This window comes from Kitasatospora sp. NPDC093550 (assembly GCF_044764985.1).
In the GTDB taxonomy this organism is placed as follows: domain Bacteria; phylum Actinomycetota; class Actinomycetes; order Streptomycetales; family Streptomycetaceae; genus Kitasatospora.
Genome location: NZ_JBIWJF010000012.1, coordinates 71,691 through 97,108, shown reverse-complemented (window position 1 = coordinate 97,108; position 25,418 = coordinate 71,691). Strand labels below are relative to the sequence as shown.

Below are 25,418 nucleotides of genomic sequence, written 5' to 3'. Positions count from 1 at the left end.
CTGTGACGACGTCGGGACGAAAGGCCGTCGGCGATCGGGGCACGACCCCGGCCGGCCCCGCCTCGGTCAGGCGTCGACCGGCGCCGCGTCCAGGCTGGCCACCAGGGCCGTCACCCTGCGGGCGATGTCCGGGGCGTTCAGGCCGATCTCGGCCAGGATCTCGGCCCGGCTCGCGTGGTCCAGGAACTCCTGCGGGATGCCGAAGTCGCGCACCGGAAGGTCCACGTCCGCGTCCCGCAGGGCCTGCGCCACGGCGGCGCCGACACCGCCCACCCGGCCGTTGTCCTCGATCGTGACGACGACCCGGTGCTCGGCGGCCAGGCCCGGCAGGGCCGGGTCCACCGGCTTGACCCAGCGCGGGTCCACCACGGTGGCGGTGATGCCCCGGGCCGCCAGCAGGTCGGCGACCTCCAGGCTGGTGGGGGCCATCGCGCCGACCGAGACGATCAGCACGTCGGCGCGGTGGGCGCCGGAGGCCTCCTCGGCGGCGCGCAGCACGTCCATGCCGCCGATCCGGCCGACCGCGGCGACGGCCGGGCCGACCGTGCCCTTGGAGTAGCGGACCACGGTCGGGGCGTCCTCGACCTCGACGGCCTCGCGCAGCTGGGCGCGCAGCTGGTCGGCGTCGCGCGGGGCGGCCAGTCGCAGGGTCGGGATCACCTGCAGGATCGACATGTCCCACATGCCGTTGTGCGAGGCGCCGTCGGTACCGGTGACGCCGGCCCGGTCCAGCACGAAGGTGACGCCCAGCTTGTGCAGGGCGACGTCCATCAGGACCTGGTCGAAGGCCCGGTTCAGGAACGTCGCGTAGACCGCGAAGACCGGGTGCAGGCCGCCGGTGGCCAGGCCGGCCGCGCTGGTGACGGCGTGCTGCTCGGCGATGCCGACGTCGAAGATGCGGTCCGGGAAGGTCTCCGCGAAGGGGGCCAGGCCGACCGGGTGCAGCATGGCGGCGGTGATGCCGACGATGTCCTCGCGCTCGTGGCCGAGCGCGACCATCTCCTCGGCGAAGACGGACGTCCAGTCCTTGCCCGCGCTCTTGATCGGCAGGCCGGTCTCCGGGTGGATCACGCCGACCGCGTGGAAGCGGTCCTCGTCGTTGTTCTCGGCGGCGTGGTAGCCGCGGCCCTTCTCGGTGAGGCAGTGCACGATCACCGGGCCGCCGAAGCCGCGCGCCTTGGTCAGCGCGGACTCCAGGGCGGTCAGGTCGTGGCCGTCGATCGGGCCGATGTACTTGAGGCCGAGGTCCTCGAACATGCCCTGCGGGGCGATGAAGTCCTTGAGACCCTTCTTGGCGCCGTGCAGCGTCTCGAACAGCTGCTGGCCGACCACCGGGGTGCGCTGCAGCGCGTCCTTGCCCCAGGACAGGAAGCGCTCGTAGCCCTGGGTGGTGCGCAGGGTGGCGAGGTGGTTGGCCAGGCCGCCGATGGTCGGGGAGTACGAGCGCTCGTTGTCGTTGACGACGATGACGACCGGGCGGTCCTTGGCGTCGGCGATGTTGTTGAGCGCCTCCCAGGCCATGCCGCCGGTGAGCGCACCGTCGCCGATGACGGCGACCACCGGGTCGTTCTTGCCCCGGAGCTGGTTGGCCTTGGCCAGGCCGTCGGCGTACGAGAGCACGGTGGAGGCGTGCGAGTTCTCGATCACGTCGTGCTCGGACTCGGCGCGGGACGGGTAGCCGGACAGGCCGCCCTTCATCCGCAGCTGCGAGAAGTCCTGGCGGCCGGTGAGCAGCTTGTGGACGTAGCTCTGGTGACCGGTGTCGAAGAGGATGCGGTCGCGCGGCGAGTCGAAGACCCGGTGCAGCGCGATGGTGAGCTCCACCACGCCGAGGTTGGGGCCGAGGTGGCCGCCCGTCTTGGAGACCTCGGTCACCAGGAAGGTCCGGATCTCCTGGGCCAGTGCGGCCAGCTGTCCGGGCGTGAGCCGGTCGAGATCGCGCGGTCCCCGAATGCGGGTCAGCAGGGCCACCCGTTCCTCCTCGTTCAGTGTTCGCGGACCGTGGGCGGTCCGACGGGCGTCGCTGCCCGGTCCGGCGGCAGGCCGACGGTCGCGGCCGATGCCGACCGGTCGAGTCTAATGTCCGCTTGCCGGACACCGAGCGGCGCGCCCGGTGCCACCGTTCGGTCACCGCCATTCCCGGAGGTCGGCCAGGGGGTGCGGGTCACGCCGGGTTGACGTACGCGCGTTCGACCGTCTTCACGCCGCGGCCGCGCCGGCGGCGGCGGAGCCGGTGCCGCGGCGGTGCGGTCGCGACGGTGCTAGGCACGGCCCAGGGCGCCGGACTCGCCCATCTCGCTCATCACCAGGGCCAGCGCGCCGAGCACCTCGGCCCGGCCGCCGAGGGTGCCCGGGACGACCGACAGCTGGCGGGCGGCACTGGGGATGGCGTAACGGGCCACCGAGTCGCGGATCGGGGCGAGCACCAGCTCACCGGCCTCGGCGAGGTCGCCGCCGAGGATCACCCGGCGCGGGTTGAGCAGGTTGCACAGGGTCGCGACGCCGGTGCCGATCTGCCGGCCGGCGTCGGCGATCACCCGGCGGCAGCCGAGGTCGCCCTGGTGGGCCAGCTCGACCACCCGGGGCAGCGTGAGGTCCGGGCCGAGGGTGGAGGTCAGCAGGGAGAGCAGGTAGCGGGAGCCGACGAAGGTCTCCAGGCAGCCGCGGTTGCCGCAGCGGCAGACCGGCCCGGCCTCGTCCAGGGTGATGTGCCCTATCTCACCCGCCGTACCGCCCGGACCGCGGTAGATCTGGCCGTTCACCACCAGGCCGGCACCGACACCGCTGGCGATCTTGATGTACGCGAGGTCGCTCAGACCGCGGCCGGCGCCCCAGACCAGCTCGCCGAGCGCGCCGAGGTTGGCGTCGTTGTCCACGTGCACCGGCATGCCGAGCCGCTCGCCCAGCTCCCGGCCGGGGGCGATGCCCGTCCAGCCGGGCAGGATCGCGGTGGACCCCAGCGCCCCGGTCTCCACGTCGATCGGGCCGGGCACGCCGAGGCCGACGCCGATCACCTTGTCCGGGCGGAACCCGGCCTGCGCCAGCAGCCGCTCGACCATCGCCTCCGCCCGGTCGAAGCCCTGCTGGGCGGAGACGTCCACGTCGATCGGGGCGCTCTCCTCGGCCAGCACCCGGTGCGCCAGGTTGCCGACCGCGACCCGCAGGTGGGTGTGGCCGAAGTCGATGCCCACCACGATGCCGGCGTCGCCGCTGAGCGAGACGCTGCGGGCGCGCCGGCCGCCGGAGGAGGTGTCGGCGACCACGACGGTGCCGCTCTCCTTCAGCTCCCGCACGATGTTGGACACGGTGGCGGCGGAGAGGCCGGTGCCGCGGGCGATCTCGGCCTGGGTCAGCGAGCCGGCCATCCGCACCGCGCGCAGCACCCGCTCCAGGTTCGCCCGGTGCAGGGACGACTGCGAGCCCGGTGTGTCCGTCGACATGATCCACCCTCCCAGGGCGGGGAACCCTACGCCGGGCGCCCCTTCAATTCCTGAAGGGTACGGCCAGGGGACCGGGGAGGGGGCGCCGAAGGGGGCGGACGGGTGGGGAGGGGTCCGCGGGTGAGGGGCGCCGAGGGGGCGGGGTGGCGGCGCGACGCGAACCGGAGGCAGAGCCGCCGAGGGGGTGCGGTGGCGGCGCGACGCGCACGGGAGGGAGGGGGCGGGCGCCGACGGCCGGTCACGCCGCGGTGTCGGGGGTGGGGGCCGGGTGATCGGGGGGTGAAAGTGTTGCGCGGCCGGGACCTGCGGGGACGGGGTTCGGCGGTCCTGGCGGCGGCCGAAAACCACGCACCACTAGCATGGTGCCCACTTCCACCCGTCCCATCGGAACCGTGGACGGTACCGGCAGGGGGACGCATCCAGACATGACGGGGAATCAGATGGCAGGGGATCACCCTACGCCGGGGGCGGGCGAAACGCCCGGCAGCGGTCCGCAGGACAACCGGGGCGTCTCGTTCGGACGTCCGCCAGGCGGCGGTGTGGATCCGGCCGCCGTAGCGGACCAGATGACGCAGCTCGACGGCTCGGCCGTCCCGGGCCCGGCCGCCCCCGCCGGGCCGCCGCCCGCGCAGCCGCCCGCACCGCCCGGGCAGCCGCCCGTCGGCAGCGCCGAGTACGCCGCGTACGCGCCGACCGCGGCCGGCGGCTTCCCCGCGCAGGCCCCGCCGCCCCCGGCCGGCGCGCCGGTCGGTCCGTACGACCCGATGCCCGGCGCCCCGTACGGCGCCGACGCGGGGCAGGGGTACAACACCGGCGGCTACAACTACCCGCAGCAGCCCGGGTACAGCTACCCCGGCGCTCCCACCGCGCCCAAGCAGCGCAACCCCGTGATGCTGTGGGGCGGGATCATCGGCGGCGTGCTGGCGATCGCGATCGTGGTCGCCCTGGTCGTGCTGCTCAAGGACGACCCGGCGCCCCCGACCCCGGGCCCGATCGCCATCAGCACCGGCCCGGACGGCAGCACCACCCCGGTTCCCGGCCCCGGCCCGAAGGGCGCGACCTTCAACGTCGCCTGGAGCGCCGCCAAGGGTGCCAACGCGGACAGCTCGAACCAGCTGCTCGGCGTCTGGGGCACCGACAAGACCGCCGTCCGCGTCGACAGCAGCGGCATCAAGGCCTACAACCTGACGGACGGCAAGGAGGCCTGGACGATCCCCGTCCCGGCCGGCAGCAAGGAGCTGTGCACCGCCTCGTACGCGTCCAACTCCAAGGGCATCGCCGCCGTCTCCTTCAACACCGGTGACAGCGACTGCTCGACCGTCGGCGCCGTCGACCTCAACCAGGGCAAGCTGCTCTGGAGCGTCAAGGTCTCGGCCGACCGGATGTCCTCGCCGACCCTGGGCGTCACCGAGAACGTCGTCGCCGTCGGCGGCAACGCGGTCGGCGCGCTGAACATCGCCACCGGCCAGCCGGCCTGGCAGTACCAGCCGCGCGACAAGTCCTGCAGCCTGCACGGCCGCGTGGCCGGCCCCCAGATCGCGGTCAGCGACCGCTGCTACGGCACCAGCGGCCCCAAGTCGCAGCTGGTCATCGTCAACGCCGACTCGGGCGCCGCGGCCAGCACGCCGATCACCCTGACCGGCTCCATCGAAGAGGTCGACCAGGTCGTCTCGGACAAGCCGCTCGTCCTGCTGATGTCCAACGGCCCGCAGGGCGACTACGTCCTGCCGTTCGACAAGGACAACAAGCCGGGCACCCAGATGTCCGTCAAGGAGCCCGGCTCGGACAGCCTGCGCCTGTCCGGCCAGGACGAGGCCGTCACCCGGAACGTGGTCAGCGGTTCCACGCTGTACGTCCAGGTCAGCGGCACCAAGCCGGGCATCAACGCCTACGACCTGAACACCGGCAAGCGGCTGTGGGCGGCCACCACGTCGTCGTCCGGCAACGACATGCGCCTGGTGTCCGGCACCGACAAGGACGGCAAGGTCCGCGCCGTCGTCGAGCAGGGCTACGACAAGCCGGCCCGGCTGGTGACCCTCTCGCCGACCGACGGGTCGATGACCGACATCGGCACCATCGCGATGTCGAACGGCCTGGACATCGTCTCCAGCACCTCCGAGTACGTCCTCTCGGACGACGGCAGCGCGATGTACGCCTTCCGCCGCTACAGCTCCACCGAGGGTCCGCTGACCAAGTGGAAGAAGTGACGCCGGGGGCGCCGGGGGTGTGACCCCTCGTCGCGACAGCGCGCGGGCGGGGCGGGTACGGGCGAACGGCCCGTGCCCGCCCCGCCTGTGATTTTTCGGCGGGCCGGTTCGTTGGGCGTGGGAGGATTCGCACCATCAGCCCGACAAAGGAGTGCAGCGAGTGCCCGGCACAAACCTGACCCGCGAGGAGGCCCGTACCAGGGCCGATCTCCTCCGCGTGGACGCCTACGACATCGAGCTCGACCTGGGCTCGGCCCGCGAGGGCGGCACCTTCCGGTCCACCACCGTGGTCCGGTTCACCGCCACCACGCCCGGCGCGGACACCTTCATCGACCTGGTCGCCCCGAGCGTCGAGGAGATCACGCTCAACGGCGTGTCGCTCGACCCGGCGAGCTTCGCCGACAGCCGCATCCCGCTGCCCGGCCTGGCCGCCGAGAACGAACTGCGGATCGTCGCCGACTGCGCGTACACCAACACCGGTGAGGGTCTCCACCGGTTCGTCGACCCGGTCGACGGCGAGACCTACCTGTACACCCAGTTCGAGGTGCCGGACGCCCGCCGGGTCTTCGCCACCTTCGAACAGCCCGACCTGAAGGCCGCGTTCGCGTTCACCGTGCACGCCCCGAAGGGCTGGGTCGTGGTCTCCAACTCGCCGACCCCGACCCCGGTCGGCGACGGCGACACCCAGACCTGGACGTTCGAACCCACCGGCCGGATCTCCAGCTACATCACCGCGCTGATCGCCGGCCCGTACGTCGGTGTCTTCGACAGCTACGAGAACGGCGAGCAGAAGGTGCCGCTGGGCGTCTACTGCCGGCCCTCGCTGCGCGAGTTCCTGGACCCGGAGGCCGTCTTCGAGGTCACCAAGCAGGGCTTCGACTACTTCCAGGAGAAGTTCGACTTCCCGTACCCGTTCCCGAAGTACGACCAGCTCTTCGTCCCGGAGTTCAACGCCGGCGCGATGGAGAACGCGGGCGCCGTCACCCTGCGCGACCAGTACGTGTTCCGCTCCAAGGTCACCGACGCCGCCTACGAGGCCCGTGCCGCGACGATCCTGCACGAGCTCGCCCACATGTGGTTCGGCGACCTCGTCACCATGGAGTGGTGGAACGACCTCTGGCTGAACGAGTCCTTCGCGACCTTCGCCGAGGCCGTCTGCCAGGCCGAGGCCCCCGGCTCCAAGTGGCCGCACTCGTGGACCACCTTCGCCAACCAGATGAAGACCTGGGCCTACCGGCAGGACCAACTGCCGTCCACCCACCCCATCATGGCCGAGATCAACGACCTGGAGGACGTCCAGGTCAACTTCGACGGCATCACCTACGCCAAGGGCGCCTCGGTGCTCAAGCAGCTGGTGGCCTACGTCGGCCAGGACGCCTTCTTCGAGGGCGTGCGGGCCTACTTCAAGCGCCACGCCTGGGGCAACACCCGGCTCAGCGACCTGCTGGGCGCCCTGGAGGAGTCCAGCGGACGCGACCTCAAGACCTGGTCCAAGGCCTGGCTGGAGACCGCCGGCATCAACGTGCTGCGGCCGTCCGTGGTGCTGAACACCGACGGGGAGATCGAGTCCTTCGCCGTGCTGCAGGACGCCCCCGCGCTGCCCGCCGGCGCCAAGGGCGAGGCCGTGCTGCGGCCGCACCGCATCGCGATCGGCCTGTACGAGCTGAACGGCGACGCGCTGGTGCGCACCGACCGGATCGAGCTGGACGTCGACGGCCCGCGCACCGAGGTGCCGGAGCTGGTCGGACGTCACCGCCCGGCCGTCGTGCTGCTGAACGACGACGACCTCACCTACGCCAAGATCCGGCTGGACGAGGACTCCCTGGCCGTCGTCACCGAGCACCTCGGCGGCTTCGACGACTCGCTCCCCCGCGCGCTGTGCTGGGCCTCCGCCTGGGACATGACCCGGGACGGCGAACTCGCCGCCCGCGACTACCTGTCGCTCGCGCTGTCCGGCCTCGGCCGCGAGTCCGACATCGGCGTGGTGCAGTCCGTGCAGCGCCAGGTCAAGCTCGCCCTCGACGCCTACGCCGACCCGGACTGGCGCGAGCAGGGCCTCGCCCGCTGGGCCGCCGCCGCCGAGGAGTTCCTGCGCGCCGCCGCGCCCGGCAGCGACCACCAGCTGGCCTGGGCCCGCACCCTCGCCGCGGTCGCCCGCACCGACGGGCAGCTCGGCCTGCTCGCCGGGCTGCTGGACGGCTCGGTCGAGATCAAGGGCCTCGCCGTGGACACCGAGCTGCGCTGGACGCTGCTCACCCGGCTCGCGGCCACCGGCCGGGCCGACGAGGCCGAGATCGCCGCCGAGCTGGAGCGGGACAACACCGCGGCCGGCCAGGAGCACGCGGCCTCCTGCCGCGCGGCCCGGCCGACCGCCGCGGCCAAGGCGGAGGCCTGGGCGTCGGTCGTCGAGTCCGACAAGCTGACGAACTACGTCCAGGAAGCGGTGATCTCCGGCTTCCAGCAGTCCGACCAGCGCGAGCTGCTCGCGCCGTACGCGGCGAAGTACTTCGCGGCGGTCAAGGGCATCTGGGAGACCCGCAGCCACGAGATCTCGCAGCAGATCATCGTCGGGCTGTACCCGGCGCTGCAGGTGACCCAGGAGACGCTGGACGCGACGGACGCGTGGCTGGCCTCGGCCGAGCCGGCGCCGGCGCTGCGGCGGCAGGTCGTCGAGGCGCGGGCCGGGATCGAGCGCGCGCTCAAGGCCCAGGCGGCCGACCGTGCGGCGGGCGGGCGCTGACGCCGTACCGGGTGCCGCGGACGACTGCGGATAGCCGCGGATAGCCGGAAGGGGCGTCGGACGGGATCGTCCGGCGCCCCTTCGGGGTCGTGCGGGTCCGGGTGGACTCTCGTGCTCGGGTCCGGGTGGACTCTTCGTGCTCGGGTCCGGGTGGACGCGTGGTGCGTTGTCGCGCGGGGTGGTTACTTCTTCTTGCCCTTGCCGTACGGCAGGCCGGCCAGACCGGCGATCACCGCGAAGGCGACGAGCGGGAGAAACACGTACAGGCCGAGGGTCTGGCCCACGCTCAGGCCGGAACCGGGGTCATCGCCGTCGTCCCTGGTGAAGGCCATGGCGGGCGACGTCAGCAGCATCATCAGCGTGACCGTTGCGGAGACCGCGCCGGCTCGCAAAGCGTTCCTCTTGTCCACGTTTCCAACTTACCCGCCGCTTATGGGAGGGCGCGCGTCGGGGTCCGCCTGGCGGGGTGGGGGTGGCCGGGGGCAGCGGGCGGCTCGGCCGAGGGGAGCCCGCGGATCGGCCGGGGGTCAGGGGGTGCGGGGTGCGGGCGGGGCCAGGAGGTGGGCGAGCAGGCGGGCGGCGGGGGCGGCGGCGAGACGGTCGAGGGTGACCGGGTCCCCGGCGCCGTCGGCGACCGGCAGGCGCCAGTTCGGGTACTGGTCCCAGGTGCCCGGCAGGTTCTGCGGGCGCGGGTCCCCGACCAGGTCCGGCAGCCAGACGCCGACCAGCTCCGCCGGGGTCGCCCGCAGGAAGCGGTACAGCACCGGCATCGACAGCGGCTCGCCCGGGGTGAGCAGCCCCAGCGCGTCCAGCTCCGCCCGCCAGTCCGCCAGCTCCGTCGCCGCCTCCTCCTGTTCCTCCCCCAGCGGGCGGGCCAGCAGGCCGAGCCGGTGGCGCAGCTCGACGTGCTCGCCGGAGAGCCGGGCGGCGGTGCTCGGCAGGTCGTGGGTGGTGAGGGTGGCCAGGCAGCCGGGCCGCCAGCGGTCCGGGGGCAGGATGCCGCCGCCGGCCTGCCAGTCCCGCTCGAACCAGAGGACGGAGGTGCCGAGGACGCCGCGTGCCGCCAGCTCCTCCCGGACGCCCGGCTCGACCGTGCCCAGGTCCTCGCCGATCACCGCCGTCCCGGCCCGGTGCGCCTCCAGGGCCAGCACGCCGAGCATCGCCTCCGCGTCGTAGCGGACGTACGCGCCCTCGGTGGGCGGGTGGCCCTGCGGGACCCACCAGAGGCGGAAGAGGCCCATCACGTGGTCGATCCGCAGGGCGCCGGCGTGCCGCGTCGTCGCCCGCAGCAGCTCCGCGTACGGGGCGTAGCCGGCCTCGGCGAGGGCGTCCGGGCGCCAGGGCGGCAGACCCCAGTCCTGGCCGTGGGCGTTGAAGGCGTCCGGCGGGGCGCCGACCGAGATGCCGCCGGCCAGGACGTCCTGCAGGGCCCAGGCGTCGGCGCCGTCCGGGTGGACGCCGACCGCCAGGTCGTGGATCAGCCCGACCGCCATCCCGGCCTCGCGGGCGGCGCGCTGGGCGTCGGCGAGCTGCTGGTCGACCTGCCAGGCGAGCCAGGCGTGGAACTCGACGCGGTCGGCGAACTCCTTCTCCGCCTGCTCGATGTGCTCGCTGTGTCCGCCGTGCTCGATGTGCTCCATGTGCTCGATGTGCTCGCCGTGTGAGCCGTGTGAGCCGTGTGAGCCGTGTGAGCCGTCCGGGTGACCCTCGGGATGCCGCAGGCCCTTCGGCCAGTGGTGCCAGTCGCTGCCGTGCACCTCCGCCAGGGCGTTCCACAGGGCGTACCGGCGCAGCCACTCGCCCTCGCGGCGCCGGAACGCCTCGTACGCGGCCTGCCGCCCGGGCCCGCGCGGGGCCTCGTGCAGCAGCTCCAGGGCCTCGCGCTTGAGCGCCCAGACGGCGTCCCGGTCGATCAGGCCGTCGTGGCCGAGGACCTCCTCGCGGAGCCTGGCCGCCCGGCGGGTCAGGTCCTCGGCCAGGTGCCGTTGCTCCGCGGTCAGGTAGGCGTACTCGGGGACGGCCTCGATCCGCAGGTGCACCGGGTCGGCGAAGCGGCGGGAGGACGGGCGGTAGGGCGACGGGTCGGAGGGGCTGCCGGGCAGGCCCGCGTGCAGCGGGTTGATCTGCACGAAGCCCGCGCCGAGGTCTGCGCCCGCCCACTGGGCCAGCTCGGCGAGGTCGCCGAGGTCGCCCATGCCCCAGGAGCGGTCGGACAGCACGGAGTACAGCTGGGCGAGGAACCCCCAGCTGCGGCCGGGCAGTTGGGGCAGTTTCTGCGGCGCGACGACCAGCGCCGCCTCGGCCTCCCTCCCGTGGGAGGCCGCCTTGAGGGTGTGCCGCCCGAGCGGCAGGTCGGCGGGCAGCCAGTGCGAGTGGCCGCGCGGCAGCTCCCAACTCCCGCCGCCCTCCAGCTCCACCCGCAGCCGGGCGTCCGCCGGCACGTCCAGCGCGGTGCGCCTGCCCTGCCGGACCACCACGGTGGGCGGCAGCAACCGGGCGCGCTGCTCGGCCCGGTGACGCTCCAGCGCCTCCCGCACCTCCTCGGGCGTCCCCGCCGCCACCCCCAGCGCCGCCAGCACGGCGACCAGCGTCCGCGCCCCCACCGACTGCCCGCCCGGCCCCGGGTACCGGGTGTCCACCCCGTACGCCTGCGCCAGCGCGACCAGTTCGGCGGGCGGCGGCGGGGCATCCTGCGCCGGTACCTGCTCGGCTCCGTCACTGTCGTGGTAAGCGGCCACTCGCGACTCCTGCGATGTCTCGGCTACGCCCGGTCAGAACTCCCCAAGTCCTACCCGGGTAACCGTCCGACGACGCTGCGCGACACGACGGCGGGCCGGTGCGCCGTCGCCCTCCGGAGCGGCGGAGGTGCTCCCGGAACGAACGGATCTCCACGTCAGGGGCGGTCGGACGGGTCGTCAGGGGCGGGTCGGGCGGCGGGATGAATCGGGACAAGGTCGGCATAGCCGTCGGCGGCGTTGACACCGGGTTGGGTAGCTGGTGGGGTGGCGGGCGATGTGGTTCTGGCCTGGCGAGGAGGCTCCTGTGCAAGCCCGAGTGTCCGTTGTGGCCGGGCGGCGGCTGAGGTCGCAGCTGGAGCAGAGCCCGGCGTTGCGGGAGGTGTTGCAGCATCCGGCGGCGTTGGCGGCGCGGCGGGCCACGGCGCGGACGTGCCGTCAACTGGCGCCCCGGACGGCGGACCGGCTGATCGCGGACCTCAAGGGGACGGAGCCGCTGCTGGCCTCGGTGCGGGCGGAGCGCGCGGCCGGGCGGCCGGGGCGGCGGGCGATGCAGATCGCGGCCGGGGTCGCGACTGCGGCCGTGGTCGGCGGGCTGCTGGCCGGGCCGTTGCCCTCGGCGGCGTACGCGGCGACGCCGGGGCCGGACGTGGTGAGCACCGCGCCGCAGACCCCGCTGGGGAGCGTGACCGACCCCCAGGTGTTCCCGCGCCCGCAGCAGCAGACCGTGGCGGGCAAGGCGGTCACGGTGCCGGGCGCGGTGACGCTGGTGGCCTCGCCCAAGGCCGACATCGGCGCGGTGCTGGCCGTCCGCGAGGTGTTGAGCATCGCCGGGGCGACCGAGGTGACCCCGCAGGCGGACGGCGGGACGCCCGCCGCCGGCGCGCTGGTGGTGTACGTCGGCGGCCCCTCCGAGGGTGCCGACGGCGAGGTGGACCGGGTACTGCGTCAGCTGTCCGCCGCGGCCGGCGGCAAGGACGGCGGCGCGCCCTCGACCGCGGGGATGGCCCCCGGCGGGTACGTGCTGTCGGCCGGTCAGCTGCCCGCGCAGGGCGGCGGGACGTACGGCGCCGTGGTGCTGGCCGGCACCGACACCACCGGGACCTTCTACGCCGCGCAGAGCCTGCGCCAGCTGCTGGCCGCCGTACCCGCCGGCCAGGGGCAGGCGGCGGGCGCGACCGGGCTCGGCCTGCCCGGCATCACCCTGCGGGACTGGCCGACCGGCGCGGCCGTGCGCGGCACCGCCGAGGCCTTCTACGGCACCCCGTGGACCGCGCAGCAGCGGCTCGACCAGGTCGACTTCCTCGGCCGTTCCAAGCAGAACTTCTACCTCTACGCCCCCGGTGACGACCCGTACCGGCTCTCCCGCTGGCGCAACGCCTACCCCGCCGCCCAGGCCGACGAGCTGCGCGAACTCGCCGACCGGGCGCGCCGCAACCACGTCACCCTCGGCTACGCCATCGACCCGGGGCAGTCCCTCTGCTACAGCTCCGGCAAGGACGCCGACGCGCTGGTGGCCAAGCTGGACGGGCTGCGCAAGCTCGGCTTCACCGCCTTCCAGCTGCAGTTCCTGGACGTCAGCTACGACGAGTGGCACTGCGACGACGACCGGGACGAGTTCGGCACCGGGCCCGCCGCGGCCGCCAAGGCCCAGGCCGCGCTGGTGAAGAAGGTGCAGGACCGGCTGATCGCCAGGAACCCGGGCCTGGCGCCGCTGTCCGTCGTCCCGACCGAGTACCACCAGCAGGGCGCCACGCCGTACCGCAAGGCCCTCGCCGCGGCGCTGCCGGACGGCGTGCAGGTGGCCTGGAGCGGGGTCGGCGTGATCCCGGAGAAGATCACCGCCGCGCAGGCCTCCGACACCGCCGACCTGTACGGGCACCCGCTGGTCACCATGGACAACTACCCGGTCAACGACGCCAGCCCGGACCGGCTCTTCCTCGGCGCCTACACCGGACGCGACCCGGGGGTGGCCACCCGCTCGGCGGTGATGGTCACCGGTGCGATGCAGCAGCCGGTGGCCTCCCGGATAGCCATCGCCACGGCCGGCGACTACGCCTGGAACCCGCTCGGCTACAAGCCGGACGAGTCCTGGCAGGCCGCCGTGCGCTCGCTGGCCGGGCCGACCGGCGCCGCCGCGACGCCCGCCGGGGCGGCCCTGCCCGCCGTCACCGCGCTGGCCGGCAACAGCGTCTCCTCGCCGCTGTCCAAGCAGGAGTCCGGCTACCTGACGCCGCTGCTCGACAAGTTCTGGGCCGCCGCCGAGCCCACCTCCGGTGCGGCCCCCGACCTCGCCAAGCTGATAGAGGCCGCCGGCCCGCTGCGGGAGGCCTTCGCCGCGATGGCCAGCGCCCAGCAGACCCTGGCCGGCACCCCGGCCACCGCCCAGCTGGCCGGCGAGGCCGCGCCCTGGCTCGGCCCGCTGCGCGACTACGGGCTGGCCGGGCAGGCGGCGCTGAACATGCTGCTGGCCCAGCACGGCGGCGACGGCACCGCGGCCTGGAAGGCCCGGGTGGAGCTCAACCGGCTGCGCGAACAGCTCGACCGGGCCCCGGCCACCATCGGCACCGGCGTGCTCGGCCCGTTCCTGGAGCGGGCCGTCCGGGCCGCCGACACCTGGGCGGGCGTGGTCAGCGGCGGAGTCACCGCGACCACCAGCATGGGCACCGCCCAGGACCACCTGCCCGGGCTGATGACCGACGGCGTGGCGGACACCTTCTACTGGAGCTCCGCTCCCCCGCAGCCCGGCGACACGGTCGGCCTGGACCTCGGCGCCGGGCGCCCGGTCAGCGGCGTCACCGTGCTGATGGGCGGCTGGGGCAACGGCCCGGACGCCCGCACCGCCGCGGACGACTACATCCGCGACGGCGTGCTGGAGTACTCCACCGGCGAGGGCGGCTGGAAGCAGCTCGCCGTGGTCAAGAACCAGAAGACGGTCAGCGCCCAGCTCCCGCCGGGCACCCTCGTCCGCGGCGTGCGGCTGCGGGCCACCGCCGCGCAGAAGACCGCCGTCGCGGTGCGCGAGTTCACCGTCAGCGCCCCGGACGACTCCCCCGCCGCCGTCACCGGCGGGCCGGACGCGCTGCCCGGCTCCTCCGCCGCCGCCGTGCTGGACGGCAACCCGGACACCGCGTACCGGGCCGCCAAGCCGCCGACCGCGCAGGACCAGCCGCTCACCGTCGAGCTCGGCGCCGCCCGTCCGCTGGACCGGCTCACCGTGCTGACCGACCCGGGCGTGCGCGCCACCGCGACCGTCGCGGTGCGCCGGGCCGACGGGACCTGGGCGGACATCGGCACCGTGCAGCCCGGCTACAACGAGCTGCCGGCCGGCGGACTGGTGGCCGACGCGTTCCGGCTGACCTGGAAGCCCGGCGGCGACCCGCCCGTGGTCAACCAGGTCATCCCCTGGTATGCGGACGCCCCGGCGGCCCGGCTCAGCCTCTCCGACCCGGCCCTGGACGTGGTCACCGGCGCGTCCTCGCCCGTCCAGACCCGGGCCACCGTGGAGGCCGGCCGCCCCGAGGGCACCACCGGCGAACTGCGCGCCGAGGTGCCGGCCGCCGCCAAGGGCCTGACCGTGACCCCGGCCGGCCCGGTGACCGTGCCGCGCGGCGGCCGGGTCGGCGTACCGCTGCTCGTCGCCGCCGCACCCGGCACGCCGTCCGGGACGTACCAGGTGCCGGTGCAGTTCGTGGCCGGGACGACCGCCGTCAAGCAGCTGCTCCAGGTGCACGTGGTGCCGCCCACCGGCGGGGCCGACCTGGCGCTCGGTGCCAAGGCCACCTCTTCTGGCGACGAGACGGCGAACTTCCCGGCCTCCGCGGTCACCGACGGCGACCCGAAGACCCGCTGGTCCTCCCCGGCCAAGGACGACGCCTGGGTGCGGCTGGAGCTGCCGCAGGCGACCAGGCTGGGCGCGGCGGTACTGCACTGGCAGGCCGCGTACGCCTCCTCGTACAAGATCCAGGTCTCGGCGGACGGGAACTCCTGGACCGACGCGGCGACGGTGGACAACGGCAAGGGCGGCGACGAGACGGTCCGCTTCGACGCTCCCGGGGTCCGGTTCGTCCGGGTCCAGGGCGTGGCGCGGGCGACCAAGTACGGCTACTCGCTGTGGGGGGTCGAGCTGTACGCGGTGACCCCGCCGGCCCAGCCCCAGCCACCGGTCGGCCAGCCCGCTCAGCCGGGCGGTGCGGCGGGTGCGCCGGCGGCCCCGCCCGCGGCGACGCCGAAGCAGTAGGAGCGGTACGGAGGGACGGGGTGCCGGGGCCCGTGGGCCGAGCCCGGTGCCCGGCCCGCGGCCGGGAAAAAGGGCGGGCCGCCGGCTCCCCGGTGCGGGGGGCTCGGCGGCCCATGAGGCGCGTACCGTCGGTGTGACGGGGGGCCCTTGTGTCGCTTCGGTCAGGCGGAGAGCGGTTCGGGCTGCTCGCCGCGGCGGACGGGGCTCGGGTGGGCGACGTGCGCCCGGCCGATCGGGACCGAGTGGTTGGGCTCGGTATGGTCGTGGTGCTCGTACTCGCCCCACTGCGGGGCGCGCAGCTGGTCGGCGGCGCCGTACGGCTCCAGGTAGGGGCGCCAGCGCGGGTCCTTGATGCCGGTGCCGATGATCCGCCAGGCGAGACCGCTGGGCGGGGCGGGTGGTCGTTTCATCCGCCAGCCCAGTTCGGTGAGGTGGCGGTCGGCCTTGGTGTGGTTGCAGCGGCGGCAGGCCGCCACCACGTTGTCCCACCGGTGCTGGCCGCCCCGGCTGCGCGGGATGACGTGGTCGACGCTGGTGGCGGCGGCCCCGCAGTAGACGCAGCGGCCGTGGTCGCGGGCGAACAGCGCCCGGCGGGTGAGCGGGACGGGCCCGCAGAACGGGACCCGCACGAAGCGGGTCAGACGGACGACGGACGGCGCCGGAAGGGCGCTGGTGGCGCTGTGCAGAGTGACTCCCGAGTCCTCCAGGCTGACCGCCTTGTGGTTGAGGACCAGGATGAGTGCGCGGCGCATCGATACGACGCCGAGTGGCTCGTAGGACGCGTTGAGGACCAGGACATGCGGCACGGATGCCTCCTTGGACGCCTGCGGCGCGTGGCTCGCGCCGGGACGAGCGGTTGGATCGCACAACGAGTGCGCGATCTCCCCCAGTGTCGCCTTACGCCTTTGTACGGCGCCACCACTCCTGTGTAACGGACCTGACGTGAACTCCGGGTGTGGTCTCTGTCATAAGCGGTATGCCCGGGGGACGGTCGGGTTGCACTCTGGTGCCGTCCGGGCACCGCCCGGTGGCCCTCCCGGGGGACGGATCGGCCGTCCGGAGCAGCATTCGGCGGGTGTGGCAAGGCCTCCGGGCCGGATTGCCGGGGGAGCGCACCGGAGCGTTGACGGGGCGTCCGGGCCCTTCCGTACGCCCTTCGGCGGCTTCCGGCGGGGCCGCGGGCGTCCTTCGGCGTGTCCGGCCGGGTGTTCGGTGCCGGTTAGGCTAAGGCGCACGGTCCGCGGGCCGCTTGCCGGCGGTGCGGACCCGCCACGCCACCCAGCAAGGAAGGTCCGCACGTGTTCAGCTCCGGCGCCACCGGTCTGTCCGACGCGTCCCCGACGCCCTCCGCCCCGACGCCGGCCCCCAGCCCCACCGCGCAGCTGCCCAACCTGGACCTGCGGATCCCGACCAGCGCGCAGGAGGTCTCGGACACCACCAAGCAGGCCGCCAGCTGGTTCGACACCCACTGGCAGTCCTGGCTGGCGTCCGGGCTGCGGATCGTCTTCATCGTGGTGCTGGCGATGGTGCTGCGGGCGGTGGTGCGCAAGCTGATCACCCAGCTGATAGGGCGGATGGCGCGCACCCCCGAGCACCAGGAGGAGAGCCGGCTGGGCGGGCTGCTGGCCAACACCGGGGTGGTGAACCCGGAACGGCGCCAGCAGCGCTCGGAGGCGATCGGCTCGGTGCTGCGCAGCGTGGCCTCCTTCACCATCCTGGGCACCGCGGCGCTGATGGTGCTCTCCGCGCTGGGGGTCAACCTGGCGCCGCTGCTGGCGAGCGCCGGTGTGGCCGGTGTGGCGATCGGTTTCGGCGCCCGCAACCTGGTCACGGACTTCCTCTCCGGGGTCTTCATGATCATGGAGGACCAGTACGGCGTCGGCGACGAGATCGACACCGGGGTGGCCACCGGCACGGTGCTGGAGGTCGGCCTGCGGGTGACCAAGCTGCGCGGGGCGAACGGCGAGATCTGGTACATCCGCAACGGCGAGGTCAAGCGGATCGCCAACATGAGCCAGGGCTGGTCGACCGCCTCGGTGGACGTCCAGATCGGGTACAAGGAGGACCTGGTGCGGGCCGAGGACCTGATCGTGCAGACCGCCGAGCAGATGGCCAAGGAAGCCCCGTACGACGAGCTGGTCTGGGCGCCGGTGTCGATCCTGGGCGTGGAGTCGGTGGCCGCGGACTCGGTGATGGTGCGGGTCGAGGCCAGGACCGCTCCCGGCAAGGCCGCGGTGGTCTCCCGGGCGCTGCGCCAGCGGCTGAAGGTGGCCTTCGACGGCGCCGGGATCAAGGTCAAGGAGGAGGCCCCGACGGCCGCAGCGGCGGCGGCGGCGATGGCCGCCGCCGCGACCGGCGTGGTGATCACGCCGACCCCCGCCGCCGAGCAGACGGCACCCTCCGCGCTCGCCGACCCGAACTCGGCCCGCTTCAAGGCCACCGAGCCGATACCGGCCCCGCGGCCGGAGCAGGCGCCGTAGCGCAAGCCCCCCACAAGCCGAAGTGCGGCCCGGACGGTCCAACCGTCCGGGCCGCACCCTTTGGGGGAGCGGGTGTTCGTCTCCGGACGCCCGGTTGCGGCACCCGGGGGCCGGTGGGGCGGTAACGCTTCGGCATCCTCCGTTCCGCTGGGCATTGACACCCCGCCGAGGGGGCGCCTACCGTCCTTGCCAAGCGACTGGAAAGTTTCCTAACAGTTCAGGGCGGGGCTCGCGCCCCGTCGTGCGGGGGTCGCTCGAAAGCCTTCCGAGGGCCACCCGGAGGGTTTCCCGACCAGCCGAACGAGGAGGATTCCGGGCATGACCAAGAGCACCGCCAAGGCCCACCTCGCCGGCACCCCGAGCCTCCTGCGGGCCATCAACGACCGCGCCGCCCTCGAACTCCTGCTGGAGAACGGGCCGCTCTCCCGCACCCAGATCGGCAGCCTGACCGGGCTGTCCAAGCCCACCGCCTCCCAGCTGCTGGCCCGGCTGGAGGCGGCCGGGCTGGTCGTGCCGGTGGGCACCACGGCGGGCGGGCCGGGGCCCAACGCGCAGCTGTACCAGGTGAATCCGGCCGCCGGGTACGTCGCCGGGCTGGACGTCACCAACAGCGGGATCCGGGTCGCGGTCGCCGACATCACCGGCACCACGCTGGCCGAGCACACGGTCAGCACCAAGGGCGTGCCGGCCGCCGGGACCGTCCCGAAGGTCGCCGCCGCGGTCGCCGGGGCGGTCCGGGCCGCCGGGCTCGCCGAGGGCAGCCTGCGCACCGTCGCGATCGGTGTGGGCGGCGCCCCCGACCCGGTCACCGGCAAGCTGCGGTACGCCTCCCACCTGCCCGGATGGCACTCGCCGCGGCTGGTCGAGGAGCTGTCCGAGGCGATCGGCGCACCGGTGTCGATCGAGAACGACGTGAACCTGGCCGCCGTCGCCGAGCAGGCCTCCGGCGCGGCGGCGGGCTTCGAGGACTTCGTGCTGCTCTGGGCGGAGGCGGGCGTCGGCGCCGCGATCGTGATCGCCGGGCGGCTGCACCGCGGCTTCACCGGCGGCGCCGGGGAGGTCGGCTACATGCCGGTGCCCGACTCCCCGGTCGAGTGGGACTCCCGCCGCCGCAACTTCGGCGGGTTCCAGGCCCTGGTCGGCGCGCCCGCCGTCCGGGCGCTGGCCCGCGAGCACGGGCTCGGCGCGCCCACCGCGGAGGAGTCGATCGCCCGGGCCCTGGCGACCCCGGGCAGCGGCGACGCCTTCCTCACCGAGCTGGCCGGCCGGCTCGCCGTCGGCTTGACCGTGATCATCGCCGTCGTCGACCCCCAGCTGGTGGTCCTCTCCGGCGCGGTGCCGAGCGCGGGCGGCGAACGGCTGCGCGCGCTCGTCGAGGACGAACTGGCCAAGCTCTCCATCGCCCGGCCGGAGGTGAGAAGCAGTGCCCTGCCCGGCTCCCCGGTCCTGCTCGGCGCCCTGCAGCGGGCCCTGGCGGACGCCCGCGAGGCGGTCTTCTCCACCCACTGAACCGCCGGTCCGCTGAAGCTCCTGTCCACCGAAGCGCCTGTCCACGCAAGCCCCGTTCCACCGACACCCGCCCGCCCTGACGCTCCCCCTGCACCCACCTCTCCCCCAACCCCCGAACGCGGGCCCGGAGGCGATGACGCCTGCCCGCGCACCCCCAGGAGGACCTCGAAGTGCACGCCACCACCTCCCGCAGAGGCCGCCGCACGATCGCCGCCGTCGCCGGCAGCGCCGTCCTGGCCCTGCTCGCCACCGCCTGCACCGGTTCCAGCGACTCGGGCGGCAACGACGACTCGGCCAGCGGCAAGGACGTCACCATCACCTTCTGGCACGGCTGGAGCCAGGACAACGAGACCAAGGCGATCAACGACAACATCGCCGCCTTCGAGAAGGCCCACCCGAACATCCACGTCAAGGCCGTGGGCAACATCCCGGACGACAAGGTCAACCAGGCCCTGCGGGCCGGCGGCGACGACGCGCCGGACGTGGTGTCCTCCTTCACCACCAACAACGTCGGCATGTTCTGCTCGACCAAGGCCTTCGTCGACCTCAAGCCGCTGCTCCAGAAGAGCGGCATCGACCCGGTGAAGACCTTCCCGGCGGCGATGCTCAACTACACGCAGTTCCAGGGCAACCAGTGCTCGCTGCCGCTGCTCGGCGACGCGTACGGCCTGTACTACAACAAGAAGGCCTTCGCCGCCGCCGGCATCACCGCCCCGCCGAAGACCTTCAGCGAGTTCGCCGAGGACGCCGCCAAGCTGACCGTCGCCGACGGCGACTCGTACAAGCAGCTCGGCTTCATGCCGCTGTACCACGGCTACGAGTCCACCACCGAGCACTTCCTCGGCCAGTACGGGCCCACCTACTTCGGCGCCGACGGCAAGTCGAACCTCGCCACCGACCCGAAGGTCGCCGCGATGCTCACGTGGCAGAAGGGCCTGGTGGACCAGCTCGGCGGCTACGCCAAGCTGGACAAGTTCCGCGCCACCTTCGGCGAGGAGTTCAGCGCCAAGAACCCCTTCCACACCGGCCAGGTCGCGATGGCCATCGACGGCGAGTGGCGCACCGCCTCGCTCGCCGAGAACAAGCCCGACTTCGAGTGGGCCACCGCCGCCTTCCCCGTCCCGGACGACCAGGCCGACACCTACGGCCGCGGCTACCAGACCGGCACCATCGTCGGCATCGCCGGCACCAGCAAGAAGCAGGCCGCCGCCTGGGAGCTCGTCAAGTACCTGACCACCGACACCGACGCGGTCGTCAACTTCGCCAACGCGATCCACAACGTGCCCAGCACCTTCGAGGCGCTCGACTCGCCGAAGCTGGTGAGCGACGCCAACTTCAAGACCTTCCTGGACGTCGCCAAGAACGCCCACTCCGGCACCACCCCGGCGGCCGTCAACGGCGGCGGCTACATCGTCTCCCTGCAGAACCTGGGCTACGACTACGAGTCCGGCAAGCAGACCGACCTCCGGGCCGGCCTGGCCGCCACGGCCAAGCAGATCGACACCGACATCGCCCAGGCCAAGTAAGCGCCGGGAACGGCCCACGGAGCTCCCATGTCACTCGCGTTCGGCACCCGCAGGGGAAGCGGCCGCACGGCCGGCGCCGGACCGACCGACCCGGCGGCGCCCTCCACGCAGCACCTGCTGCGCCGGAAGCGCCGCCGGGAGGCGGCCCGCACCCTCGCCTTCCTCTCCCCCTGGCTGATCGGGTTCAGCGTCTTCTTCGTCTACCCGCTGGTCTCCACCGCCTACTTCTCCTTCACCTCCTACAACGGCTTCGGCCAGCCGGCCTTCAACGGCCTCAAGAACTGGGACTACGTCCTCGACCAGCTGCCGACCTTCTGGCAGGGGCTGCGCAACACCCTGTGGCTGGTCGTCGTCATGGTGAGCCTGCGGGTCGCGTTCGGCCTCGGCGTCGGGATGCTCATCACCAAGGTCAAGACCGGTGCCGGCTTCTTCCGCACCGTCTTCTACCTGCCGTACCTGGCCCCGCCGGTGGCCGCGACCGTGGCCTTCGCGTTCCTGTTCAACCCGGGCACCGGCCCGGTCAACCACCTGCTCGGCGAGCTCGGCCTGCCGCAGCCCGGCTGGTTCGCCTCCCCGGACTGGTCCAAGCCCGCGCTCACCCTGCTCGCCATGTGGGGCGTCGGCGACCTGATGGTCATCTTCATGGCCTCGCTGCTGGACGTCCCCCGGGAGCAGTACGAGGCGGCCGAGCTCGACGGCGCTGGCCCGTTCCAGCGGTTCCGGTACGTCACGCTGCCGAACATCTCGCCGATCATCATGTTCGCGGTGGTCACCGGGGTGATCCAGACCATGCAGTACTACACCCAGGCGATCGTCGCCGGGAAGGTCGCCAGCGGCATCGCCGGCAACTCCGGCCAGCAGTTCGAGCCGGGCTACCCGAACGGCTCCACCTGGACCCTGCCGCAGATGGTCTACAACCTCGGTTTCCAGCGCTTCAACTACGGCGCGGCCTGCGTCGTCGCCCTGGTGCTGTTCGCCATCTCGATGGCCGTCACCTCGATCCTGCTCCGCCGCCGCTCCGGCTTCCTGGCGAGCGACGACTAGCGGGCCAGTGAGGACCTGATCATGACCCTTGGCACCACGCCCACCGAGGCGCCGGCCGCGGCCGGCCCCGCCCGTACCGCCCGTACCGGCGGGCCCGCCGCCCGGGCCGCCCGGCGCCGCGCGCTGCTCGACTGGGTGGCCGTGCACGCGCTGGCCGTCGCCGCCGCGCTGTTCTTCCTGCTGCCCTTCGTCTTCGTCTTCCTCACCTCGGTGATGTCCGACCAGCAGGCGCTCACCACCGACTACTGGCCGGCCACCTGGCAGTGGGGCAACTACGGCAAGGTCTGGGACACCCCCGGCTTCCTCACCTGGTGGCGCAACACCCTGCTCTACGCCGGGCTCGGCACCCTGCTGACCATCGTCTCCAGCCTCCCCGTCGCCTACGCGCTCGCCAAGTTCCGCTTCCGCGGCCGCAACCTGGCGCTGATGGCGGTCATCGCGATGATGATGCTGCCGCCGCAGGTCACCGTCATCCCGATGTACCTGTTCTGGGCCAAGCAGATGGGCATGGGCGGCTCGCTCTGGCCGCTGATCATCCCGATGGCCTTCGGCGACGCCTTCTCCGTCTTCCTGCTGCGCCAGTTCCTGCTGACCATCCCCAAGGAGTACCTGGAGGCCGCCCGGATCGACGGCTGCGGGGACCTGCGCACCCTGCTGCGGGTGGTCCTGCCGATGGCCAAGCCGGCCATCGCGGCGGTCGCGCTGTTCCAGTTCTTCTACTGCTGGAACGACTACTTCGGCCCGCAGATCTACGCCAGCAACAACCGCGGGGCCTGGACCCTCAGTTACGGACTGGAGTCCTTCAAGGCCGCCCACCACACCAACTGGAACCTCACCATGGCCGCCACCCTGCTGGTGATGGCGCCGGTGATCGTCCTCTTCTTCTTCGCTCAGAAGGCCTTCATCGAAGGCGTGACACTGACAGGGGTCAAGGGCTGATGTCCGCACCGAAGACGTCCGGAGCCACCGGAGCCGCCTCGCTCAAGCTGGCCATCGTGGGCGGGGGTTCGACGTACACCCCGGAGCTGATCGACGGCTTCGCCCGGCTGCGCGACACCCTGCCGATCGGCGAACTGGTGCTGATCGACCCGGCCGCCGAACGGCTGGAGCTGATCGGCGGCCTCGCCCGGCGGATCTTCGCCAAGCAGGCGCACGCCGCGCGGGTCACCGTGACCACCGACCTCACGGCGGGCGTCGCGGACGCCGACGCCGTCCTGCTGCAGCTGCGCGTCGGCGGGCAGGCCGCCCGCGACCGGGACGAGACCTGGCCGCTGGAGTGCGGCTGCGTCGGGCAGGAGACCACCGGTGCCGGCGGGCTCGCCAAGGCGCTGCGCACCGTCCCGGTGGTGCTGGACATCGCCGAGCGGGTGCGCCGGGCCAACCCGGACGCCTGGATCGTGGACTTCACCAACCCGGTCGGCATCGTCACCCGGGCGCTGCAGACCGCGGGGCACAAGGCCGTCGGGCTGTGCAACGTCGCCATCGGCTTCCAGCGCAAGTTCGCCGCGCACCTCGGCGTGGACCCGGAGCTGGTCCGGCTCGACCACGTCGGGCTCAACCACCTCACCTGGGAGCGCGGGGTGACCCTGCTCGACGGCCCGGGCACCCCCGGCGGCCGGGAGGTGCTGCCCGACCTGCTGCGGGACCACGGCAAGGAGATCGCCGAGGACCTGCACCTGCCGCAGGCCGTGATCGAACGGCTCGGCGTCGTACCGTCCTACTACCTGCGGTACTTCTACCAGCACGACGCGGTCGTCGCCGAGCTGCGGGAACAGGGCTCCCGGGCCGCGCAGGTCGCCGAGATCGAGCGGCAGCTGCTGGAGCTGTACGCCGACCCCGCCCTGGACACCAAGCCCGAACTGCTCGGCAAGCGCGGCGGCGCGTTCTACTCCGAAGCCGCCGTCCAGCTGATCGCCGCCCTGCTCGGGACCGGCGGAGGCACCTCCGTCCAGGTCGTCAACACCCGCAACGACGGCGTGCTGCCCTTCCTGCCGGACGACGCCGTCATCGAGGTGCCGGCCGAGGTCGACGCGGCGGGCGTGCGGCCGCTGCCCCAGCGCCCGCTGGAACCGCTGTACGCCGGCCTCGTCGCCGCCGTCACCGCGTACGAGCACCTCGCCCTCGACGCCGCCCTGCGCGGCGGACGCGACCGGGTCTTCGACGCGCTGCTCGCCCACCCGCTGGTCGGCCAGATCGACCTCGCCGACCAGCTCACGGACCGCCTGCTCGCCCACAACCGCGAGCACCTCGCCTGGGCCTGACCCGGCCCGCCGGTGCCCGGCCGCCGCCCCCACCGGGCGGCGGCCGGGCACCGCGAGGAGAGCGTCCGCACCCGCCCGGGGACCTCTCGGCGGGGCACCTCCGGCCGCCGCACCGCGACCGGACCACGTACGAGCCGCGGGGACCTGATGACCCACCAGCCCGAACCACTCCTGCCCGGCGTCCTCGCCATCGACGCCGGGAACTCCAAGACCGACGTCGCTCTGATCGGCGCCGACGGCACCGTCCTCGGCACCGCCCGCGGCGGCGGCTTCGCACCCCAGAAGATCGGCGGCGCCGCAGCCGTCGCCGGCCTCGCCCCGCTGGTCGAACAGGCCGCCGCCGCGGCCGGCCACCCGGCCTGGAACGGGGTGCTCACCAGCCACGTGAGCGCCTGCCTCGCCAACGCCGACCTGCCGGTGGAGGAGGAGGCGCTGCGCAGGGCCCTCGAATCCCACCCCTGGGGCGCCAGCACCACCGTGGCCAACGACACCTTCGGCCTGCTGCGGGCCGGCACCGACGGGCCGCGCGGGGTCGCGGTCGTGTGCGGCGCCGGGATCAACTGCGTCGGCCTCCTGCCCGACGGCCGCACCGCCCGCTTCCCCGCCCTCGGCGAACTCACCGGCGACTGGGGCGGCGGCTCCGGCCTCGCCGTCACCAGCATGTGGCACGCCGTCCGGTCGGAGGACGGCCGCGGCGGACCCACCGCGCTCGCCGCCGCCATCGCCGACCACTTCGGCCTGCCCAGCGCCGGCGCCGTCGCCGAGGCCGTCCACCTCGGGCAGCTGCCGAGCGCCCGGCTGCACGAGCTCGTCCGGGTGCTGTTCGCCGTCGCCGACGACGGGGACGCCGTCGCACGTGACCTGATCGACCGCCAGGCCGACGAGATCGTCCGGCTCGCGGTGGTCGCGCTCGGCCGGCTGGACCTGCTGGACTCCCCCACCCCGGTGGTGCTCGGCGGCGGCGTCCTCGCCTCCCGGCAGCCGCTGCTGCTGGACAACCTCACCGCCCGCCTCGCCGAGGCCGCGCCGCTGGCCGAGCCCCGGATCGTCGTCGCGCCGCCGGTCCTGGGCGCCGCACTGCTCGGCCTCGACCACCTGAAGGCGGACGCGGCGGCGCAGTCGCGGCTGCGCGAGGCGTACGAGGGGCCCCGGACGATGGCGGCCTGACGCCGCCTCACCGAAAACCCCCACCGACCTCGCCCACCGACCTCCCTGCCCCCGACGGATCCGCACGTC

General features: G+C 73.6%; 15 protein-coding genes. 10 read left to right on the top strand and 5 right to left on the bottom strand.

Annotated features, from left to right (window positions below; translation table 11 throughout):
• Positions 1-66 precede the first annotated feature (66 nt).
• Positions 67-1,971 (bottom strand): 1-deoxy-D-xylulose-5-phosphate synthase, encoded by a 1,905-nt coding sequence (gene dxs, locus ACIRD3_RS20570; protein ID WP_402218477.1) that lies wholly within the window; start codon positions 1,969-1,971, stop codon positions 67-69.
• Positions 1,972-2,261: 290 nt separating this feature from the next.
• The gene (locus ACIRD3_RS20565; protein WP_402218475.1) at positions 2,262-3,440 is read right to left on the bottom strand and encodes an ROK family protein; all 1,179 of its coding nucleotides are present in this window, start codon (positions 3,438-3,440) and stop codon (positions 2,262-2,264) included.
• A 566-nt stretch (positions 3,441-4,006) separates the two neighbouring features.
• Here ACIRD3_RS20565 and ACIRD3_RS20560 point away from each other — a divergent pair.
• Together ACIRD3_RS20560 and pepN are read left to right on the top strand one after the other, a co-directional pair.
• Positions 4,007-5,647, top strand: a complete 1,641-nt coding sequence (locus ACIRD3_RS20560) for a PQQ-binding-like beta-propeller repeat protein (protein WP_402218472.1) — start codon at positions 4,007-4,009, stop codon at positions 5,645-5,647.
• Between the two features lie 160 nt (positions 5,648-5,807).
• A complete protein-coding gene (pepN, locus tag ACIRD3_RS20555) occupies positions 5,808-8,387 on the top strand; it encodes an aminopeptidase N (RefSeq protein ID WP_402218471.1) in 2,580 nt (859 codons plus the stop codon).
• Positions 8,388-8,569: 182 nt separating this feature from the next.
• Here the strand turns inward: pepN and ACIRD3_RS20550 are convergent, their stop codons facing one another.
• Both ACIRD3_RS20550 and ACIRD3_RS20545 read right to left on the bottom strand, forming a co-directional pair.
• Complete coding sequence (locus ACIRD3_RS20550) at positions 8,570-8,797, bottom strand: hypothetical protein (RefSeq protein ID WP_402218468.1); 228 nt, start codon at positions 8,795-8,797, stop codon at positions 8,570-8,572.
• Between the two features lie 117 nt (positions 8,798-8,914).
• Positions 8,915-11,125 carry a 4-alpha-glucanotransferase gene (locus ACIRD3_RS20545; RefSeq protein ID WP_402218467.1) on the bottom strand — a complete coding sequence of 737 codons (2,211 nt, stop codon included), beginning with the start codon at positions 11,123-11,125 and terminating at the stop codon, positions 8,915-8,917.
• Between the two features lie 304 nt (positions 11,126-11,429).
• On the opposite strand from ACIRD3_RS20545, the gene ACIRD3_RS20540 reads away from it, so the two are divergent.
• Positions 11,430-15,362 carry a beta-N-acetylglucosaminidase domain-containing protein gene (locus ACIRD3_RS20540; RefSeq protein ID WP_402218465.1) on the top strand — a complete coding sequence of 1,311 codons (3,933 nt, stop codon included), beginning with the start codon at positions 11,430-11,432 and terminating at the stop codon, positions 15,360-15,362.
• 161 nt (positions 15,363-15,523) lie between these two features.
• Here ACIRD3_RS20540 and ACIRD3_RS20535 read toward each other — a convergent pair whose 3' ends face one another.
• A complete protein-coding gene (locus ACIRD3_RS20535; RefSeq protein ID WP_402218463.1) occupies positions 15,524-16,168 on the bottom strand; it encodes an HNH endonuclease in 645 nt (214 codons plus the stop codon).
• A 492-nt stretch (positions 16,169-16,660) separates the two neighbouring features.
• On the opposite strand from ACIRD3_RS20535, the gene ACIRD3_RS20530 reads away from it, so the two are divergent.
• The 7 genes from ACIRD3_RS20530 (at position 16,661) to ACIRD3_RS20500 (ending at position 25,349) form a co-directional block, all read left to right on the top strand.
• Positions 16,661-17,842 carry a mechanosensitive ion channel family protein gene (locus tag ACIRD3_RS20530; protein WP_402218462.1) on the top strand — a complete coding sequence of 394 codons (1,182 nt, stop codon included), beginning with the start codon at positions 16,661-16,663 and terminating at the stop codon, positions 17,840-17,842.
• A gap of 318 nt (positions 17,843-18,160) precedes the next feature.
• Positions 18,161-19,351, top strand: a complete 1,191-nt coding sequence (locus ACIRD3_RS20525; protein WP_402218459.1) for an ROK family protein — start codon at positions 18,161-18,163, stop codon at positions 19,349-19,351.
• Between the two features lie 170 nt (positions 19,352-19,521).
• A complete protein-coding gene (locus ACIRD3_RS20520; protein ID WP_402218456.1) occupies positions 19,522-20,877 on the top strand; it encodes an ABC transporter substrate-binding protein in 1,356 nt (451 codons plus the stop codon).
• 27 nt (positions 20,878-20,904) lie between these two features.
• On the top strand, positions 20,905-21,921 hold the full coding sequence (locus tag ACIRD3_RS20515; RefSeq protein ID WP_402218454.1) for a carbohydrate ABC transporter permease: 1,017 nt from the start codon (positions 20,905-20,907) through the stop codon (positions 21,919-21,921).
• A 21-nt stretch (positions 21,922-21,942) separates the two neighbouring features.
• Complete coding sequence (locus ACIRD3_RS20510; RefSeq protein WP_402218451.1) at positions 21,943-22,860, top strand: carbohydrate ABC transporter permease; 918 nt, start codon at positions 21,943-21,945, stop codon at positions 22,858-22,860.
• Positions 22,860-24,182: a 6-phospho-beta-glucosidase gene (locus ACIRD3_RS20505; RefSeq protein WP_402218448.1), complete on the top strand. Its 1,323-nt coding sequence runs from the start codon at positions 22,860-22,862 to the stop codon at positions 24,180-24,182. Before ACIRD3_RS20510 ends, ACIRD3_RS20505 begins: the two co-directional genes overlap by 1 nt.
• A gap of 147 nt (positions 24,183-24,329) precedes the next feature.
• On the top strand, positions 24,330-25,349 hold the full coding sequence (locus ACIRD3_RS20500; protein WP_402218445.1) for an N-acetylglucosamine kinase: 1,020 nt from the start codon (positions 24,330-24,332) through the stop codon (positions 25,347-25,349).
• Positions 25,350-25,418: the final 69 nt, after the last annotated feature.

What these genes read in the sequence shown, in the direction of transcription:
- ACIRD3_RS20565 (WP_402218475.1), bottom strand. Translation starts at nt 3,440, where the DNA reads ATGTCGACGGACACACCGGGCTCGCAGTCGTCCCTGCACCGGGCGAAC.
- ACIRD3_RS20560 (WP_402218472.1), top strand. Translation starts at nt 4,007, where the DNA reads ATGACGCAGCTCGACGGCTCGGCCGTCCCGGGCCCGGCCGCCCCCGCC.
- ACIRD3_RS20525 (WP_402218459.1), top strand. Translation starts at nt 18,161, where the DNA reads ATGACCAAGAGCACCGCCAAGGCCCACCTCGCCGGCACCCCGAGCCTC.
- ACIRD3_RS20515 (WP_402218454.1), top strand. Translation starts at nt 20,905, where the DNA reads ATGTCACTCGCGTTCGGCACCCGCAGGGGAAGCGGCCGCACGGCCGGC.
- ACIRD3_RS20510 (WP_402218451.1), top strand. Translation starts at nt 21,943, where the DNA reads ATGACCCTTGGCACCACGCCCACCGAGGCGCCGGCCGCGGCCGGCCCC.
- ACIRD3_RS20505 (WP_402218448.1), top strand. Translation starts at nt 22,860, where the DNA reads ATGTCCGCACCGAAGACGTCCGGAGCCACCGGAGCCGCCTCGCTCAAG.
- ACIRD3_RS20500 (WP_402218445.1), top strand. Translation starts at nt 24,330, where the DNA reads ATGACCCACCAGCCCGAACCACTCCTGCCCGGCGTCCTCGCCATCGAC.